General features: G+C 36.8%; 13 protein-coding genes. 9 read left to right on the forward strand and 4 right to left on the reverse strand.

Annotation, left to right across the window (positions count from 1 at the left end; genetic code table 11):
• Together GX756_06445 and GX756_06450 are read right to left on the reverse strand one after the other, a co-directional pair.
• Positions 1–264: threonine synthase (locus GX756_06445; GenBank protein NLC17496.1), on the reverse strand; the 264-nt coding region annotated here is incomplete at its 3' end.
• A 93-nt stretch (positions 265–357) separates the two neighbouring features.
• The gene (locus tag GX756_06450; GenBank protein NLC17497.1) at positions 358–759 is read right to left on the reverse strand and encodes a hypothetical protein; all 402 of its coding nucleotides are present in this window, start codon (positions 757–759) and stop codon (positions 358–360) included.
• A 282-nt stretch (positions 760–1,041) separates the two neighbouring features.
• On the opposite strand from GX756_06450, the gene GX756_06455 reads away from it, so the two are divergent.
• Both GX756_06455 and nifJ read left to right on the forward strand, forming a co-directional pair.
• Complete coding sequence (locus GX756_06455) at positions 1,042–1,197, forward strand: hypothetical protein (protein NLC17498.1); 156 nt, start codon at positions 1,042–1,044, stop codon at positions 1,195–1,197.
• A gap of 203 nt (positions 1,198–1,400) precedes the next feature.
• Positions 1,401–4,919: a pyruvate:ferredoxin (flavodoxin) oxidoreductase gene (gene nifJ, locus GX756_06460; protein ID NLC17499.1), complete on the forward strand. Its 3,519-nt coding sequence runs from the start codon at positions 1,401–1,403 to the stop codon at positions 4,917–4,919.
• Between the two features lie 182 nt (positions 4,920–5,101).
• On the opposite strand, the gene GX756_06465 is transcribed toward nifJ, so the two are convergent.
• Positions 5,102–8,074: an Ig-like domain-containing protein gene (locus GX756_06465; GenBank protein ID NLC17500.1), complete on the reverse strand. Its 2,973-nt coding sequence runs from the start codon at positions 8,072–8,074 to the stop codon at positions 5,102–5,104.
• A 462-nt stretch (positions 8,075–8,536) separates the two neighbouring features.
• Between GX756_06465 and GX756_06470 the strand changes: the two genes are divergently transcribed.
• Positions 8,537–10,534 carry a DNRLRE domain-containing protein gene (locus GX756_06470; GenBank protein ID NLC17501.1) on the forward strand — a complete coding sequence of 666 codons (1,998 nt, stop codon included), beginning with the start codon at positions 8,537–8,539 and terminating at the stop codon, positions 10,532–10,534.
• 10 nt (positions 10,535–10,544) lie between these two features.
• Positions 10,545–11,855, forward strand: a complete 1,311-nt coding sequence (locus GX756_06475; GenBank protein NLC17502.1) for a hypothetical protein — start codon at positions 10,545–10,547, stop codon at positions 11,853–11,855.
• Between the two features lie 121 nt (positions 11,856–11,976).
• On the opposite strand, the gene GX756_06480 is transcribed toward GX756_06475, so the two are convergent.
• Positions 11,977–12,978 carry a LacI family transcriptional regulator gene (locus tag GX756_06480; protein NLC17503.1) on the reverse strand — a complete coding sequence of 334 codons (1,002 nt, stop codon included), beginning with the start codon at positions 12,976–12,978 and terminating at the stop codon, positions 11,977–11,979.
• 163 nt (positions 12,979–13,141) lie between these two features.
• Between GX756_06480 and GX756_06485 the strand changes: the two genes are divergently transcribed.
• The 5 genes from GX756_06485 to GX756_06505 all read left to right on the forward strand — a co-directional run bounded on the left by GX756_06485 (position 13,142) and on the right by GX756_06505 (position 19,349).
• Positions 13,142–14,089, forward strand: a complete 948-nt coding sequence (locus tag GX756_06485; GenBank protein ID NLC17504.1) for a sugar ABC transporter permease — start codon at positions 13,142–13,144, stop codon at positions 14,087–14,089.
• Positions 14,083–14,946, forward strand: coding sequence for a carbohydrate ABC transporter permease (locus tag GX756_06490; protein NLC17505.1), 864 nt, complete (start codon positions 14,083–14,085; stop codon positions 14,944–14,946). The genes GX756_06485 and GX756_06490 overlap by 7 nt, the downstream gene beginning before the upstream one ends.
• Before the next feature lie 56 nt (positions 14,947–15,002).
• Complete coding sequence (locus GX756_06495; protein NLC17506.1) at positions 15,003–16,646, forward strand: extracellular solute-binding protein; 1,644 nt, start codon at positions 15,003–15,005, stop codon at positions 16,644–16,646.
• 67 nt (positions 16,647–16,713) lie between these two features.
• The gene (locus GX756_06500; protein NLC17507.1) at positions 16,714–18,435 is read left to right on the forward strand and encodes a hypothetical protein; all 1,722 of its coding nucleotides are present in this window, start codon (positions 16,714–16,716) and stop codon (positions 18,433–18,435) included.
• Between the two features lie 23 nt (positions 18,436–18,458).
• On the forward strand, positions 18,459–19,349 hold the full coding sequence (locus GX756_06505; protein NLC17508.1) for an HAD family hydrolase: 891 nt from the start codon (positions 18,459–18,461) through the stop codon (positions 19,347–19,349).
• Positions 19,350–19,377: the final 28 nt, after the last annotated feature.

Consider the following 19,377-nt stretch of genomic DNA (forward strand, 5'->3'; position numbering starts at 1 on the left):
CGCAACTATATTATCCTCAAATCTAGATATGGACTTAGCGGCGCATTGGCTTAATTCGTCATTGAAAAACTCGGGCAAAAAAGTTTTAAAAATAAAAACCGCTTTGTCTTGATAGCCCATAGCCGCAAGGCGTTTTAAATCCTCGTTGGAAAACCGCGGCAACTGGTCGGGAACATACAAGCCCCCGTCCGGACTTATGCCGTCTATGATGGCTTGATAAGACAAAACGGAATGGTTTTTGTCTCTTGTGCTGATGTAACGCATCGTTATCCTTCTTTTTTTAAAGACGGTTTTAACTAATTATACATAAAAAGAAGGATTATGTGAAATCAATAATTATATTTTTCCAAAAATCAATTATTTATATTTTTGCAAAAATTCGGGCAACGATTCGGCGCTTACCGTAACGACAAAATCGGCTCCGAATTTTTGGGATATGTCTTCTAACTCTTCAAAGACTTCTTGGGTATCTTCCACGGACATATTGGCCATATATGCTAGCCCGTCAATATAAACGACATTAATATCGTTATTGCAAGCAAGAAGCCCTTTGATAAAGCCGATAGTTTGGTCCTTGCCTTTTATTCCATACTCAAGCGCGTCCACAAACTTAATGGCTGCGTTGATTTGGATGGAATGTTTAGCGTGCGTGGTCAGATATACGGCGGCGCCATCGTTAGTTTTTTGGGCCTCGTTGGCGGCTTCTATCAACCTTTTGGTCTTGCCCGAGCCTTTGCCGCCGTAAATTAAAGATATCATTTTTAAAAAATCCTCCTCGTTAAAAATTATTTTTAATTTTTTTCATTATACTATATTGGCTATAAGCTTTTCAATAGGGTTTTTTGTTTTTTGGTCAATAGGGCAAAAATCTTGATAATATTTTATGCGGCTAAGACACGCTAAATTTGGCGGGTCCAATCAAAAAAAGCAATATTTTGATTATTGACCAAAATTACTAATAATTTTGCGGTTACATAAATTTTAGCCATAGCGATAAACTAATCATTATAACCGACAAAAACTATTAACAAAGGATACGATATGGGTAAAATAATATGTTCTAATTGCTGCAACGCGCTGGACGCGCAATATTTGATGTCTTGCCATTCTTGCGGTTCGGTATTGTGCGACAGATGCGCCGCCGAAAACGGGCTTTTTTGCATAGAATGTTATTCGGGCTTGAGATATTATAATTAAGGCTTTAAATTTTCATAATAAACCGCCTATGTGTGTTTTTTTGGGCGCAAATTCTTGGAGTTTTAAAATCCAAATAAATAATTTCAAACACTATAAAACTTTGTTGATACATTGACTTAATAAGGCAAAGGGTCTATAATGATAAAGGTTTATTATGAAAAATTTTTGAGCGCTTTTTTTGCGCGGTTTGGAGGTTATATTAGATGAAAAAAATGACTATTGACGGCAATGCCGCGGCGGCGCATGTGGCGTATGCGTTATCCGAGGTTGCTGCGATTTATCCAATTACTCCGTCCTCTAACATGGCAGAATATTGCGACGAATGGGCTTCGCAGGGACGAAAAAATATTTTTGGTCAAGTCTTAAAAATAGCCGAAATGCAGTCCGAGGCGGGCGCGGCGGGCGCTTTGCACGGAAGTTTGGCTTGCGGCGCATTGTCCACGACATTTACGGCTTCCCAAGGCTTGTTATTGATGATTCCCAATATGTATAAAATCGCGGGCGAGTTATTGCCTTGCGTTATCCATGTGTCCGCCCGCGCGATAGCGGCTCATGCGCTTTCCATATTTGGCGACCATTCCGATGTTATGGCGACCCGCCAGACAGGTTTTGCGATGATTGCTTCCAATTCGGTTCAAGAAGTTATGGATTTGGCGCTTGTGGCCCATCTTGCCTCCTTAAAGAGCAGAGTTCCTTTCTTGCATTTCTTTGACGGGTTTAGAACCTCGCACGAGATAAGCAAAATAGACGGAATAGAATACGACGAAATAAAATCTTTGGTTGATATGGAAGATATCAAAAGATTTAAGGATTTGGCGCTTAATCCCGAACGCCCTATCCAGCGTGGAACGTCGCAAAACCCCGATATCTTCTTCCAAAACAAAGAGGCGGCGAACAAATACTATCAAGCCGCGCCCGAAATCGTCCAAGCGCAAATGGACAAACTCTTTAAGCTAACGGGCAGAAGATATAATTTGTTTGACTATTTTGGCGCGCCTGACGCCGAACATGCGATAGTCATTATGGGCAGCGGCGCCGAAACGGTAGAAGAAACCGTTCAATATCTCAACAACAAAGGCAAAAAGACCGGCGTTGTCAAGGTAAGGCTTTATAGGCCTTTTGACGCCAAAGCGTTTGTTAACGCCTTGCCCAAAACCGTCAAAAAGATAGCGGTAATGGACAGGACAAAAGAACCCGGCGCTGCCGGCGAGCCGTTGTATCAAGATGTTTTGGCGGCGTTGAAAGAAAACGGCGTTAACGATTTGGTTGTCGTGGGCGGAAGGTATGGTTTGGGCTCAAAAGAGTTTAACCCCACCCATGTCAACGCCATTTTCAAAAATTTAGAAAATCCCGTTCCCAAAAATCATTTCACGGTCGGCATAAAGGACGATGTTACTCATACATCGCTAGATTGCGACGAGTTTATCAACACAAGCCCCGAAGGCACAATCCGTTGCAAGTTTTATGGCTTGGGCTCGGACGGAACGGTTGGCGCCAATAAAAACAGCATTAAGATAATAGGCGACCATACCGATATGTATGTCCAGGGCTATTTTGTTTATGACTCCAAAAAATCCGGCGGCTTGAATATCTCGCATTTGCGTTTTGGGCATAAACCTATACAATCCACCTATTTGATAGATCAAGCGGATTTTGTGGCTTGCCATAACCCTTCTTATGTGACCCGTTACGATATGGTAGGCGACCTAAAAGAAGGCGGGGCATTCTTGCTCAATTCCCATTGGGACTTGGAGGCTATGGAAAGAGAATTGCCCGCTTCGGTCAAAAACCAAATAGCGCGGAAAAAAATAAAATTTTATAATATAAACGCCAGAAAGATTGCCGAGGAGACAGGGCTTGGAAACCGCATTAATGTCGTAATGCAAGCGGCGTTTTTCAAGCTGGCCAATGTCATTCCTTATGAAAACGCGGAAAGGTATATGAAAGAAGCCGCGCAAAAGTCCTACGGCAAAAAGGGCGAAAAAATCGTTAAGGCTAACTGGGACGCCATAGATAAGGCTATAAGCGGTCTTGTGGAAATAAAGTATCCCGAAAGCTGGGCCGATACTAACCAAGGCGCTGAAGTTGAGCAGGTATATATGGATGAATACTTTAAGAATTTTATAAGCGTTATCTTGTCCCAAAAAGGCGACTCGCTTCCTGTATCCGCGTTCAGCCCCGACGGCTCTGTTCCCACGGGGACGACCAGATTTGAAAAGCGCGGCATCGCGCCCAAAGTTCCTCAATGGATTCCCGAAAATTGTATCCAATGCAATATGTGCGCTATGGTTTGTCCGCATGCGGTAATAAGACCGTTGCTGGCCAAGCCTGAGTCTTTGGTTAACAAGCCCGAAGGTTTTGCGACCCTGACCGCCCAAGGTCAAAAAGATTATCAATTTAAAATTCAGGTAAGCCCTCTGGATTGCACGGGTTGCGGCTCTTGCGCCAATGTTTGCCCTGCAAAAGAAAAGGCGCTTGTAATGAAAGACTTTGACGAAATGGTAAGGGCTGAAAAAGACAATTATGAGTTTTCATTGACATTGCCCGTAATAGACAATGTTTACAAAATAGAAACCATTAAGGGATCTCAATTCCGTCAACCGTTGTTTGAATTTTCGGGCGCTTGCGCTGGTTGCGGCGAGACCCCTTACATTAAGCTGGTTACCCAATTGTTTGGCGACCGTATGATTATCGCCAACGCGACGGGTTGTTCCAGCATTTACGGCGGAAGCGCGCCTACGGTGCCTTACACCAAAAACGCTAAGGGCCAAGGTCCCGCTTGGGCTAACAGCTTGTTTGAAGACAACGCCGAGTTTGGATACGGAATGAGTTTGGCTTATGACCAAAGGCGGAACAAGCTTGCCGAGAATATGAAAAAAGCTATAGAGCTTGGCGTTGACGAAGAGAAAAAAGCGGCTTTTGTCAAGTGGATAGAGACCAAAGACGACGGCGAATTGTCCAAAGAACCTAGCGAGCAAATTAAGCGGTTTATTGACGAGGCCGCGGATCAAGCAAGCGGCGAGTTAAAGACCGTTCTTCAAGAGATAGCCCAAAACAAAGAATGCCTTGTCAAAAAATCCATATGGATTATCGGCGGCGACGGCTGGGCTTACGATATAGGCTTTGGCGGGCTTGACCATGTTCTAGCCTCGGGCGCCGATGTCAACATATTGGTGCTTGACACCGAAGTATATTCAAACACCGGCGGCCAAGCGTCCAAAGCGACGCCTACGGGCTCGGTCGCCAAGTTTGCCGCAAGCGGAAAATATACCAAGAAAAAAGATTTGGGCATGATGGCTATGAGTTACGGCTATGTCTATGTGGCCCAAGTGGCTATGGGCGCCAATATGAACCAGCTTATAAAAGCCATGATAGAAGCCGAAAGATATAAAGGGCCTTCGTTAATAATCGCTTATTCCACTTGCATAAACCACGGCATAGATATGTCCAACGGCCAATTAATAACCAAAAAAGCGGTAGAGAGCGGATATTGGCATTTGTATAGATATAATCCCGATTTGGCGCTGGAAGGCAAGAACCCGTTTATTTTGGATTCCAAAGCGCCTACCGGCGACTACAAAGAATTTATCTTAAGGGAAACGCGCTACGCGGCATTGAAAAAGACCAATCCCGAAGAGGCCGAAAAGCTGTTTGAAAAAGCTGAGGCCGCCGCGAAAGAAAGACTTAAAAGCTATCAAAAACTTGCCCAAAAAGCCGAATAATATAAAAATCCTCTCAAGAAACCTTGAGAGGATTTTTTGATTGGTCGACAAAATCTTTTCAAAAAAACTCGTTATAAAAAAATAATATGTTATAACTTTAGTTAAAAACCCTTCTATTGCTTTTATTGCTATAGAAGGGTTTTGAGGATAAGAGTTTTAACTTGTTTCAACAAACTATGCGCTTAAAATTTTTTAATTGATAAGATAGCCATTAAAGAAAGCCAAGAAATAATTATGGCCATAGAATTAAGGCTTGATGAACAACCTGATTTTTTTTCGGTAGGCTTTATGGTCAAAATAGCTGTAAGCTCGGGCAACTCGCCTTCAAACGTATAGTTATCAGTATCGATAATTATAAATCGGGCAGTAATTGTATAAACGCCTGGTTGAATTTGGCCATTGTTATCATACTCAACCCTAACGCCTTTGGGTAATGCGCCGCCTATATAAAGATTTTTTTCTTTGCCGTTATAGATAAAAGTTCCATTTTCAAAGCTTATATTATCAAGATTTATTAAAGCTTTTTCTATCGTCCAATTGATAACTTTAGGAGTATTCGTGCCATCCGACCAGACATAATCATCATTGATTAGGGTCAGCGTTGCCGTATAATTGCCGGCATTAGTGGCTTTATTTCCTGTAACTGTATAATAAATATTAGTTCCGGGCAAGACTAAGACCTGCTCTATTCCGTTATAAACTAGATTGGTTGCTTCAGGAATATCTATAATTGAAGAAAGAGACAGGATATAATCAAAAGTTTTGCCGCCTTTGGAAGAAGAACTTGTAATAATCATTCCTTTTTCAAGCTCGGCTTCAGGATCTGAAATCTGGGTTGTTTTAAGTATGTTCTTATAAATAGTGATAAAACCATGTCCGTTATCCACATTAAGCGCCGAAAACAAATCATTTACGGTAGCGCCCTTAGGAGCAATAATTTTATCGCCATCAATGGATATATTGCCTGTATAATCTGCATTAAGAGCAATTTTACCGGTTTCCATCTTCAGATTAAGATGCGGCGCCATATCAAGATTACCTGAAGTTTGGGCGGCTTCTTTGCTAACTATATAATCATTACCTGCGCTTGAACGTTCCCTTATAAAAATGAAAGTAGCAGTATTATTTGTTAAACTACGAATATAGTGTGTAACGTCTATGGTATATTTTTTGAGTTCGTAGTTAACAAAAGATGCTATAGGCGCTCCGTTGAAAACGCAATCTGTTAACACCGACCCGCCATTAGTATCATTACCAGGAGCGTTATTCCAAGTGATACTATCTTCTTGCCAATTAGTATATTCATCTTTTAGTCCATAAATATATATAGTTGAGCCGGTAGCTTGCGCTGCGGTTGTAATGTTAAGCGTAGCGTTAATGACTTCGCTTATATAATCAAAGTCAAATTTTATATATGCTTTACGATTCCATTCTCGTCCGTTAGCTCCGCCTTGCGACCACCATCTAATAGCAAGGGTTGCATCTGATCCCAAATTAGAATCTGCCGAGCTACCTGAAATATTGCCATAAGAAATATGGGCATCTGCCGAAGCAACAATATTTATGCTATCGTCTTCTGTTTTAAACCCAAAAGTTCTATCGCTTCCAAGATCAATGCCATTTGTATCGGTAATTTCCTTATCAATACACAGAGTATAGGTATGGTCCTTTAAAAGAGGCTGAGCAGGAGTAAAAACAAAGGTTGTATTTTGTTGAATGGCTTCTAAATTGCCTTCAATTATTTGACCAGATTCGTCAATTAAATAAATATGTGTTTGCGCGCTTTGTGGATTCATATAACGCGCAAACTTTATATGCACAGTGCTTTCAATAGAAACTTTTTCTCTTCCATGTGGAGGAATAACATACAAAAGAGCTGGCTTGGTTTCAGGTTTTAGATAACTATTAAAAAAATCAAAACAAATATTATATCTATCAATTTGTAAATCAATATCATACCCAAAAGGATAAGTATGGCCAAGACCAAGCATACCAAGAGCCAAATGAGCAAGCCCTCTATTTTCATAATTGGCTTTTAATTCGGGCCAATATTTCCAAGCCCCATAATCATCTTTGTCTCCGCAAGCAATGAGAGTAGGCACATTATCGTCTGTTACTAATTTGTCATGTCTGCGAGTACCGTTGCCCATGGATTGATAGCTAGCTTGAATTACGCTGGAATATCCTTGCCAAGGCTGAGGTTCTGGAGACCCCTGAGGAAAACCTTTAAAAGTAGACCATTCACCTCTTTGATTATGATTAGGATTTGCCAGAAGTGCCGGACCATATGATGCTTTTGAATGACCCCATACGCCTATTCTGTCGGCACTAAAGCCCAATTCTTCAGCAGTTTTGCGCACAAATCTTACTGCGGCTGTATTTGATTTTAAGCCGTTGTAGTCATCTAAGGTATATTTGTCCCAATAACCGTAATGGTCTCCTCGCGCTAAAGGTTGATAATTATGGTCATAAAGAACATAAGTATATCCTTGCAACAAAAAACCTATTGAATGATAACGCTTGTCTCTTGATTCCACTCTATTACGCGGGGAATTGGAAGCTTGAAACATCATTACAGGCGTATTTTTATTAGGCTGAGAAGGATAGAATATATCCATTTTTAATTGCCAATCTATTGGGCTGCCGTCTGGTTTGGTCATTTCGTCAGGACTGGATACGGGCGATTTATTAAAGTTTTTAACTATATAATCATTCCATAAACTCATGACATATTCTTTAGTTCCATAGGAACCATGCTTATCAATTTCCCAATAAACCGCATCTCGCAACAACCTATATCCTCCAGGAACAATATAAAGACCGTATAATTCTGTGAATATTCCTAAATCCTTAAAAAAGCTGTTATCTTCAATTTTAAGACGTAAATCAAATACGCCATGATCCATTAGGGGCGAAACAGCCAAAGGATTGCCCAGATAATCTGCGACTACCACATGATAACCATTATCAAGAAAGTCATTTATGATATCGCTATCAGCTTCTTGTCCAATTCGCTCATTGGAATGGTTGGTAACATATAGAATAACTTTACTCACGCCTTCAACACGAGAATAAATACTAATATTTACATCTATATTAAGATTTGTATCAGTCCAAGTAAACTCGCTAAGACGATCTGAAACTAATTCGCTCAAATCATATATATCATTATTTTCAGCGGATGCTTTATAGGAAGTTATATTAAAGCCATGATATAATCCAAATCCTAATAAAAAAACCAATAAAAAAACTATAAGCTTCTTTATTCATATTCTCCTCCCTGAAAAATCCATAAATGTAACCCCTTACATTTGTTAAATTAATTTTATCATAATTATTAATCTAAGTCAATTTATATTATTGTTATATCTTAAAGATAAAATTTAACGACTATGTTGAGATGTTTTTTAAAAACAATTCTTTAATAAATATGTTAAAGCTATTAATATTTTTTATACATTTAATAATAAATATCTTGGTAATAAAAAACTTCTTGACAAGTAAAGAAAATAGTGATAATATGATATAAAATGTAACCCCTTACAATTTGCTTATTTATATTAAAATCATATAAATAAACATTTTTTGCGGAAAATATCATAGGGAGGAAGAATGATATGGCAAAAACATTAAGAAATATCTTAGGTTTTATGGCCTTTTTTTGTCTTTGTTTTGGATTTTTTGTACCTAGCAATTCTTTAATTACAGCCGAAGGCGAGATTAATACAAAATTTGTTATGCAATATGGAACTTATGTTAGCTCTTACGGCCAAAATTCTATATATAATACCAGTTCGGTATTTCAATTAACAAGCGGACCATCGGGAAGAGTTGGATATTTGCAATTTGATTTGACCGAGTTTTTAAGTTCCGATGAAGAAATTAATCGAGCCGATTTAGTTATTCATTTATCGCAAGAACCAACCCATACAGGACTTGTTTTAAGGTATGCAACAAACAACATTTGGAATGACCAAGCTCCTCAAAAAGACGCATTTAATTGGCAAGACGGCACGCGAAGCGCAATTAATGCTTCTGTGGTACCTGAACTTGATCAAACATATGATTTAACGGATGCGAAAGTAGGCGAATTGCGACTTGAAATTACCCAAATAATAAACTTTGTCAAAGAAAATTATAACATCGAACAAAATGGCTATTTGGTAGATTATGTTGTAAGCTTTGTTATTTACACAGAGTCTGGATCGGGTAGCGTCTATTTTCATTCGCATAATGCGGAAGAAAACCTTAGACCATATATAGAATTCAATTATCAATCCGCAAAACCTTCTTATGACATAGTATTGGATGTTGGGGAAAACGGAGCGGTTTATTCCAGTCGCGAATTAATTAAAGAAGACGGTGTAAAAAAATATGTAATAGAAGAAGGAGAAGATCTTACACTAAAAGTTATTCCAGATGCGGGTTATGATATCAGTTCGCTTACGGTTAATGGGGAGGATGCATTGACCTTACTTGAAGATTATCAATTAAAGTTGACCGGTATTGAGCAAAATTACACAATTGGCGTGGTCTTTGAGGTCAGCACAGCAACTGATATTATTTATCCATTATCAGATATAACATTAAGTCCGGGAAACACTATAACGGATGAATCTCAAATAAGAGTTAAAACAGCTGGAAGTTTAGGAAATGCTACCAGAGTTTCTTATTTAAAATTTGATATCAGTAATTTTGATGTTGAAAAAGCCGCTCTTTTAAATCTTGCTACCATTCCAAATGTAAGTTTTTCTTCAGGCGAGGTTTTAGTAACTATTTGGGGAGTTAACTTTGTTGATTGGGATGAGGAAGATTGGCAAACAGAACAAAAGACTTGGCAAGATATGCCTATTTCCTCCAATATTAGTTTGGACGGGTCTATCAATATATCAAATGCGGTTAAGGTTAATGAAACACCTCTTAGTATAAGAAGCGGAAGAGCTTGGTATACAGCAAATATAACCGAATATTTGCGCACTCAAAAAACTATAGGAATGACCTCGGTTACTTTGATTTTAACAGGCACCTATACTTCAGAGCCATATATTGTTTTTGGTTCTAAAGAAAGCATAGAGATATTGGATGGAAAGATTTGCAGACCTTATATTTCTGTTTTGGATCTTGATTATTCTGTTACCGCCGTAACCGCTGATAATGGGCAAACTAAAGTTTTACTACCCGATGGAACTGAAACGGAAAATGTTAGGGAACATGGTTCAGTCATTATTGAATTTACGCCTGAAACAGGATATATTTTAAAGACTGTAAGCGTTAATGGCGTAGATATGATCGATAAAGTTTTTGACGGCAAACTTTATATTAACAATATTATACAGGATCTTGAAATTATACCTGTCTTTGCACCTGCTAAAACAGTAAGTTTTGAGTGCCCATTAATAGTAAGAATGTATGATGCAAGATTTAATCCTATTCAGGATAGTATCGAAGTTGCTGAGGGCGAGCAGCTAACGGTATATTTTGTATTAAATGCTGGTTATAAAATGACATTATTGGAAAACGGTTTGGAAGCTACAGGATTTGCAAAGAATAAAATTACTTTAACGGTAATAGATGATATTGAATTTGAAGTTCAAATTGAAACAATCCAAGATTAGGGAGGGGAATATGAATATAATAAAAAGAATTTCTTTGATACTTGTTATTCCAATCTTTCTTATGATATTTGCTATAGCCTGTGGCGACAAACTGGCAATAGAGAGCGTAACGATTAACTCTGAAGATGTTGTCACTATAAAGGTTGGACAATCCATGACATTTACAGCAATCGTTAAACCCGAAAAAGCCAATCAAAATGTTGAATGGTCAATTGACGAGGGCGCGACGGCAACAGAAGCCACAGTATCTCATACAGGTGTTTTTAATGCCGGTTATGTGGCTGGAAGCGCGGTTTTGCGAGCAACTTCCGAACGAGATAGTAGTAAATCAGACACAATAACTATTTATGTGGTTGAGGACGAGGTAATAATTGATGTAGAATCAATAACTATTGAGGGCGAATCTGAAATTAGTCTGAAAGTTAATCAAACTCATACTTTCAGCGTGATTATACAACCAGAAAACGCCACCAATCAGACTGTAATCTGGTCAATTGAGCCTGGCGCTACTGCAACAAATTCGCAAATTACCAATGATGGAGTATTTAGTTCGGGCGATGTGCCTGGCATAGCCATAGTAAAAGCTCAATGGGAAAATTCTGAAAATATTTATGATACCGTAACGGTTACAGTAGCTCCCGAAATTGAAAGTGTTTCTATTGATGGAGAAGAAGAGCGCGCAATTTTGGCCGGGCAAAGCGAAACATTAACTGTTACTACATCGCCTCAAGGCTTGAGCCAAGAATATTTTGTATGGGAAGTTGTTGAAACTGATTTAGAAGAAAGCGAATATGTTTTAGAAGATGGCGTATTTTATGCAGTTAATAACACTTCGGGTTATGCTATTATAAAAGTATCTTATGTGGCGGACGTTTCAATATACGATACGGTGGTTATTAATATTAATTATAATATTAAAGATTTGCATACCGTCAAGTTTTATAAAGAAGACGGCGCAACATTGATATTTGAAACCGTTGTTATTCATGGAGAGTCTGCAGTAAGCCCTAATTACTATGTGTTGGGTTATGAGGTTACATGGGATAAACCGCTTGATAATATAACCGAGGATACAGACTTTGTAGCACAGTTATCGCCGATTAAATACATTGTAATTTATTATAAAGAAGTTAACGAAGGCGTTTATGAGGCCATAACAATTAACGGACAAACAGAGCAAGTAGTTCCATTTGGCAATCAGGCTACGCCTCCAAATGAAGCGGATTATCAAGTTGATGGAAAGACTTTTATAAATTGGCGTATTGAAAAAGAAGGAAATACATTTAAGCTGTATCCAGAGTATATTGTTGATACAGAATAACAACATCTAGAATATTATTTTGATGCAGAGTCACAACAAAAAATTAAAATAAAATGGGGCGCTGTTTTATGGCGTCCCATGATTTTTTATTTAGGCGTTGATTGCACGCTGTTTCTTAAATTTATATTAAAGGGCAAAATGATTGTTTGATTACTAATGTAGATTGAATAGTTTGAATCTTAGGAATAGATTCTTTTTTAAATAATTTTTCTAAAGATTCAATTGCTAATTCGCATAATTTTGTAATTTTGTTGTCTAAGCTGGTAATTGACGGAATACAACAATCGCTAATAATTGAATTATTCATTCCTGTTACGACTATATCATCTGGAACTTTTATGCCCTTTGTCAAAAGCGCTTTTATTGTTCCTACTGCAAGAATATCTTCGGAGCAAATAATCGAATCAAAATTCAAATTTTTATCTATAGCGTCAATTATAGCGTTGTAAGCGCCTTTTAAATCGCGCTGACATTTAATAATCAAATCCTTATCTATAGGTAATTTACAAGCTTTTAAGCCGTCTTGATAACCCTTTAATTTATGTTTTCCGCTCAAGGTCACGACGTCGTAAAGATATAAAATTCGTTTTTTATTATTTTTATAATAACTTTTTATTATATTTTTAACTCCGCTGTATTCATCGCAAACAACGCAATAAGCATTTTCAATATTTGTTTGGCCATTTATTAAAATAATTGGCGTTTTAGAAGCATAAAGTTCTAATTTGGAGTTTTCTGGAACTTCTGAAAACAACGACCCAACAAATATTATAGCGTCAACTTTTCGGGATATAGATTCTCTTATATATCGCTCTTTTGATTCTTGGTCGCAATCGGTTCCATATAAAAATATTGAATATCCAAGCTCGCGAAGCTTGCTTTCCAGAAAAGTCACAGCTTTACCTGTATGAACATTGGAAACATCGCGCGCCATGATGCTAATTGCTTGAGGTTTATTAGTGGAAAGACCAACTGCGAGCGCATTTGGAAGATAATTATATTCTTCTATGGCTTTTAAAACTTTTTGGCGCGTCGCTTCAGTAACATGTGCTTTGTTATTAATAACACGCGATATTGTAGCGACAGATAAATTAGTTTTTCGAGCAATATCATATATAGTCATAATTTACCACATTTACCACCATTATTTATTAAATAGTATTGACACAAATAACAATATATGCTAATATTATTGTAAGCGGTTACATATAGCTTACAACAATATTCTAAATAAATAATATCAATGTTTTTTTAATAAGTCAAATTATTTATAAGGACAGGAAAATATGAGTTTAACGATTAAAAAGCGTAAGACTTTATTATCAAGAATTAAAACTAGCAAATTTTTACTTCTTATGCTGTTACCGGTTGTAGTCTATTACTTAATGTTTAGATATATACCGCTTTTTTACACATCAATAGCTTTTAAGGAATACAACCCTTTTGTTGATTTTTTTGAAACTGAATGGATAGGTTGGAAAAATTTTGAAAGATTTTTTAATTCTCCCGATTTTTTTAATATAATGCGCAATACTTTGGTTATAAGCATGCTGGATATTGTATTGGTGTTTGGCTCGTCAATAGTTTTTGCGTTATTGCTTCATGAAGTTAAAAATAGACTAGCAAAATCAGTAGTTCAGACATTGTCATATTTACCTCACTTTATATCAATAGTAGTAATAGCTGGTATGTTTATCAGCTTTTTATCGCCGTCTGGCGGATTTTTATTTCATTTGTATAATAAAATAACTGGTGCCCAGAGTAATTTATCATTGCTTGACCGTAAAGAATTATTTTGGGGTATTTATACTTTAATTAACATGTGGAAAGGCATGGGTTGGGGGTCAATAATTTTTGTGGCAGCATTATCTAGAGTGGATCAAGAGCTTTATGAAGCCGCAGCTATTGACGGCGCGGGAAAAATGCGTAGAGTTTTTGCGGTAACTTTACCAGCCATAAGCGCTACCATTATTGCTATGCTTATTGTCAAATTAGGGCAAGTTCTTAATGTTGGATATGAATTGATTATATTAATAAGCAATAGCCAAAATTATGAGTTTAGCGATGTAATTTCATCATACGTATATAGATACAGCTTGGGTAGCAGTAATCCTTTGATTACAGATTTTTCATATGCAGCAGCTATTGGTCTATTTCAAACTGTTGTGGCATTTATTCTAGTTTATATCACTAATAAAATTAGCTCAAAAGTCTCAGAGGTATCTTTATGGTAGAAAGCAGAAAATTTTATTCATATTATTTGCCTAAAATTATTATTTGGTCAATATTAGGGTTTATTTGTGTTGTTATGCTTTATCCATTTTTAAATGTTTTAGCTCAGTCTTTTTCTTCCAATACGCCTATTGCTGAAGGAAATGTGTTTTTAATACCCAAGGGTTTTACTTTAAATGGTTACAAATTTTTAATGTCCTATAAATTATTGTTCCAAAGTCTTTTTAATACAATATTTTATACTGTATCAGGGACTTTAATTAATGTTATTTTAACATTGTTCGGGGCGTTTGCTATCACGCGCAAACATTTGATATGGAGAAAAGGGTTTAGCGTTTTTATCATGTTGACTTTATGGTTTAATGCGGGTATAATACCAAATTTTCTTACCGTATCATCCTATAATTTAATAGATAATCGTTTGGCAATGATATTACCTTGGGCGATAATGACATACAATCTTGTTGTGCTTAGGTCATTTATACAAAAAGTGCCTCAAAGTCTTGAAGAAGCCGCTCAAATTGACGGCGCGAATGATTTCCAGATTTTATTCAAGGTTGTTATTCCTTTGATTATACCCGGTATAGCCACAATAGCTATGTACTATGCTGTGCGTCATTGGAACGATTATATACCCGCCTTGTTTTATTTGCGTTCCAAGGAAAAATATCCTTTACAAATGGTTATGCGCGAACTTGTTGTTTTGGTTAATTTGCAAGATATAGGCGCCGCAGGAAATGGCAGCCAAGCGGTTAGATATGCTTCAATAATTTTTGCTACTGTTCCTATTCTTGCATTGTTCCCGTTTATACATCGCAAATTTGTTTCAGGAATAATGACCGGCGCAATAAAAGAATAATAAATATTATAAAAATCTAAAAAATATAAAAAATTTTTAAATATAGTAGAAAAATTATGAGATTCAAAAAGATCTTAATATTAATATTAAGTGTTTTAATGCTTTGCGTAACCGCGTTTGCGGGATGCAAACCTAAAGATGAAAAAGATATACCAGCGCCAGTAGATTACTCTAATGGAGACCCGGCAAAAAAATGGTATGTTACAGGCGGCGAACCGCTAGAAATTAAAGTCTTTTTTAGAGATAGATTGGACTTTTCTGTAGAAGACAACAATCATAATACTGCGTTAGCAACTTTAAAAGAAATTGAAAAAAGATGTAATGTTAAATTCAAATGGGAAACCACGCCTTGGGATATTGATTTGGCTAAACAAAGATTTACCACATCTATTATGGATAAAAGAAATGCTTGTGACCTTTATGTTTTTTCCTTTGCAGACTTAAGCATATATGGCGAAAAGGGCGGGCTTTTTGACTATAGCAAATATTTGGATACTTGGGCGCCTAATTTCAAAAAAGTTATTGACAGCAACCCTCAATACAAAAAAGACTTAGTCGCTCTTAATGGGGGGATGTATATAATGCCTACTTTTTCAGCTATAAAAAACGAAAAAATGTATATAATCCGCAAAGATTGGCTTGATAAGTTTGATTTGGATATCCCCCAAACAATTGACGATCTTATGAATGTATTTCAAAAATTTAGCACAATTCCTGGCGTAAGACCCTTTGTTTTTGATAATAAATTAAATGGCATGAACTTATTTGAATCTTTTGGCGTAGATATGGGCGTGCACGCACATACTGGTTTTTTCTTAGAAGATGGCGTAATTAAGTTTGCTCCTGCCGATGAACGGGTAAAAGAGTTTATTGAATTAGCTAGAGAAATGTATGAAAATGGATACATTATGCCCAATTATGAAAATCCAAGCACCAATGAGGGAGCTGATTTGCTGTTTGAAACGGGCAAAGCCGGTATGACTTTTGCTTTTGGAACAAGGATTGACCGTTATCAACAAAAACTTAATCTTATAAAAGGTACGCCTAACAACCAAAATCCTGAAGTTATTGGAATTCTTCCGCCCGCTAAAGACGCTAACAGCATAGCGTATACTCGTAGACAATTATTGCCGGTTAGGGATTCGGGCAGCGCAGCAATACATATTGCCTCAAAACATAAATTAGAGATATTAAGAATTTTTGACTTTATATATAGCGAAGAAGGTCAAATGCTTCTTAATTTTGGCATAGAAGGAGAACATTACATTTTGAAAGAAGGTCAACCTGTATATACTGAAAAAATAACAAAAGCAAAACATATTATCGATAATTATGATATAGCCGCTGCTGATGCGCTAAGAATGTATGGAATAGCCATAGATTTTCCTGTAAAACAGGATATTAGATATGAAATGCAGATAGCTTCAGAGAAAGTTCGCTCAATTAGAGAGGCATACAATGAAATAATTTTGGAACCAGTTCCTAACTTAAAGTTTACTTCATATGAAATTGAGGTTTTGGGCATGTATTTACATAGCCTAGAAACTTGCTATCAATCTTGGTTAAACGGATTTATTAAGGGAACAAGAAATTTATCGCAATGGAATTCGTATATTCAAGAGATAAACTCAGATAAATATGGTTTGAGCAACGTATTAGAAATATATAATGAAGCTTATCAAAGATATATTAACAGTTAAAAATTATTGATTAAATAATCAAGTATTAACTTAGGATAAATAAGAAAAAAGGAGTGACTAGTGATTAATGGATAATAGACAATCTTGGGCAGAACAGAAATTATCAGAAATGTCTATAGAACAAAAAGTTGGTCAATTAATGGTTTTTGGAGCGTCAGGACCTATTGTTACGCCGCATGTGTGCAAATTAATAGATAAATATCATGTAGGCGGTTTCCGCGTTACGCAAAAATTTTTTCATGGGTCAAGCGAAGCGCGAGAGATTAGAAATTCTAATTATCCTTTATATGATATTGATACAATTGACCGCTCAAGCAATATGAATACTAAACGCATAGCTTGCACTTCAAAAGAATACGCCATTACTCTTAACACTTATAGAGATAGGGCAATGCAAAAAAAAGGCGCAGTAGGCTTGCATTTTACATACGACCAAGAAGGCGAAGGCGCGGATTTGTTGTTTGAAAAAAGGTTGTTTCCTTATCCTATGGGGCTTGCGGCAACAGGGGATTTGGAGCTAACCGAACGCGCTTATTATTGCGCCGGCATACAAGCTAAAGCTATGGGACTTAACATGATACATTCTCCTGTTATGGATGTAAACACCAATCCGAATAATCCAGAAATTGGCCCCAGAGCGTATTCCGATAAAGCCGATGTAGCGGCAAAATATGGATTGGCTTCGTTAAAGGGATATAAAAGAGCTGGCATTATTTGCACCGCCAAACACTTTCCCGGTAGAGGCGATTCGGATGAAGATGCGCATTTTGGCTTGCCAGTCATAACGCTTGGGCGAGACGAATTGTTTAATAATCATATTTTAGCATTTAAGGCGTTAATTGATGGCGGCGTTGATGCGATTATGGCTGCGTTTACAGCATATACCGCTTTTGGAGACGATGATATTCCTGCGGCAACTAATTATGAGATTATGACAAAGTTGTTAAGAGAAGAATTAGGTTTTGAAGGTGTAGTTACCACTGATAATGTTCAGATGAAAGGTTTAACATCAAAATATGAATTATCAGAGGCGGTAATTCATTGCATCAATGCGGGTTGTGATTTGGTGTTATTTCGCAGCGAATCGCCCGCAACCATATATTTAATTGAAAAAGTTTTACAAGCGGTAAAAGATAAAGTAATTTCATATAAGCGGTTAGACGAAGCCGTATTACGCATATTAAAAATGAGATATGACATGGGCTTGCATATAAATGGCGGGATTGTAGATGTTGAAAAAGCCGATATGTTTAATGATGAAGATATAATAAAAACAAGTCGTGAAGCGGCTGAACGCTCCACTATAATCTTAAAAAACAGCGGCCTATTGCCAGTTTCTAAAAACGCAAAAATATTATTGATAGAACAAGCGCATCATTTTCATTGTTTTATCAATAATATGTATTCTCATCCTGGATTGTTGTATGAAGAAATGAGAAAACATAATCCAAATGTGTCGTTATGTTTAATAAATGAGCTTTTTGACGAATATGAAGCCCAAGCGGCGCTTAATCGCATTAATAAGGACGATTATGATGTTCTTGTAATGACAAGTTATTATAATTATAGATCTCATGCATGCATGATACCGCTAATAGATAAAATAAAATATTTAAATAAAAAACTATTAATAGTGTCAAATACGCCTTATAAAAAATTTGGAGTGCCTGAATATATTGAAAATGCGATTGTATCTTTTTGTCCATCGGGACGTGAAGGAATAGCTGCAGTAGCAGATGCTATATTTGGAAATATTGAATGTAAGGCCAAACTTGATATCACGCTTTAGGATAATATTCACAAGGACATAAGATGAATAAAAAATTCTTTGAAAAATTTGAAAAAAAACATAAATGGCTAGTATGCATAGATTCGGACGGCTGCGTATTTGATACAATGGAATTAAAACATAAAGAGTGTTTTACGCCAGCTTTTATAAAGTGTTTTAGATTACAGTCAGTATCAAAATACGCAAGAGAAGTTAGCGAATATGTATATTTGTATTCAAAAACTCGCGGGACTAATCGGTTTTTGGCGCTTGTTAAAATGCTTCAACTGCTAAAAAAAAGAGAAGAAGTAAAACGTCGTAATGTATATATCCCCGATATAGAGCCGCTTATCAAATGGATAGAATTAGGCAATCCCACTTCTCAGGGGCTTAAACTATATTTAGAAAAACACCCAGATATTGAGGTATTAATAATGGCATATGATTATTCGTTAACAGTCAATTGTTATGTTGATGAAATCGCCCATGGAGTGCAGCCGTTTTATTATGTTCCCCTAACTTTGGGAGCATTTAAAGAATTTGCCGATATTGCCGTAATATCGGCAACGCCTACGGAAACGATTATTAAAGAATGGCAAACTTATGACATTGCAAAATATGCCGATATAATTTGCGGGCAGGAATTTGGGACAAAAACAGAGTGCATATCGGAATTAAAAGCAAAGTCTTATGAATCCAATAATATTCTTATGATAGGCGATGCGCCGGGAGATTATAAGGCGGCAAAAGATAATAATGTTTTGTTTGCTCCTATTAACCCTGGCGATGAGGAGAATTCATGGGAGCGGTTATATAGAGAAGGCATTGATGCTTTTCTCAATGGGAAGTATCAAGGCGATTATGAAAATAGACTTGTCGCAGAATTTGATTTGCTTTTATCGTCAGAACCTCCATGGGCAAGGTTTAAAAAATAGATAATAAAAAAATATATGAATGAGGGTA

The organism is Clostridiales bacterium (assembly GCA_012512255.1).
GTDB lineage: Bacteria > Bacillota > Clostridia > Christensenellales > DUVY01 > DUVY01.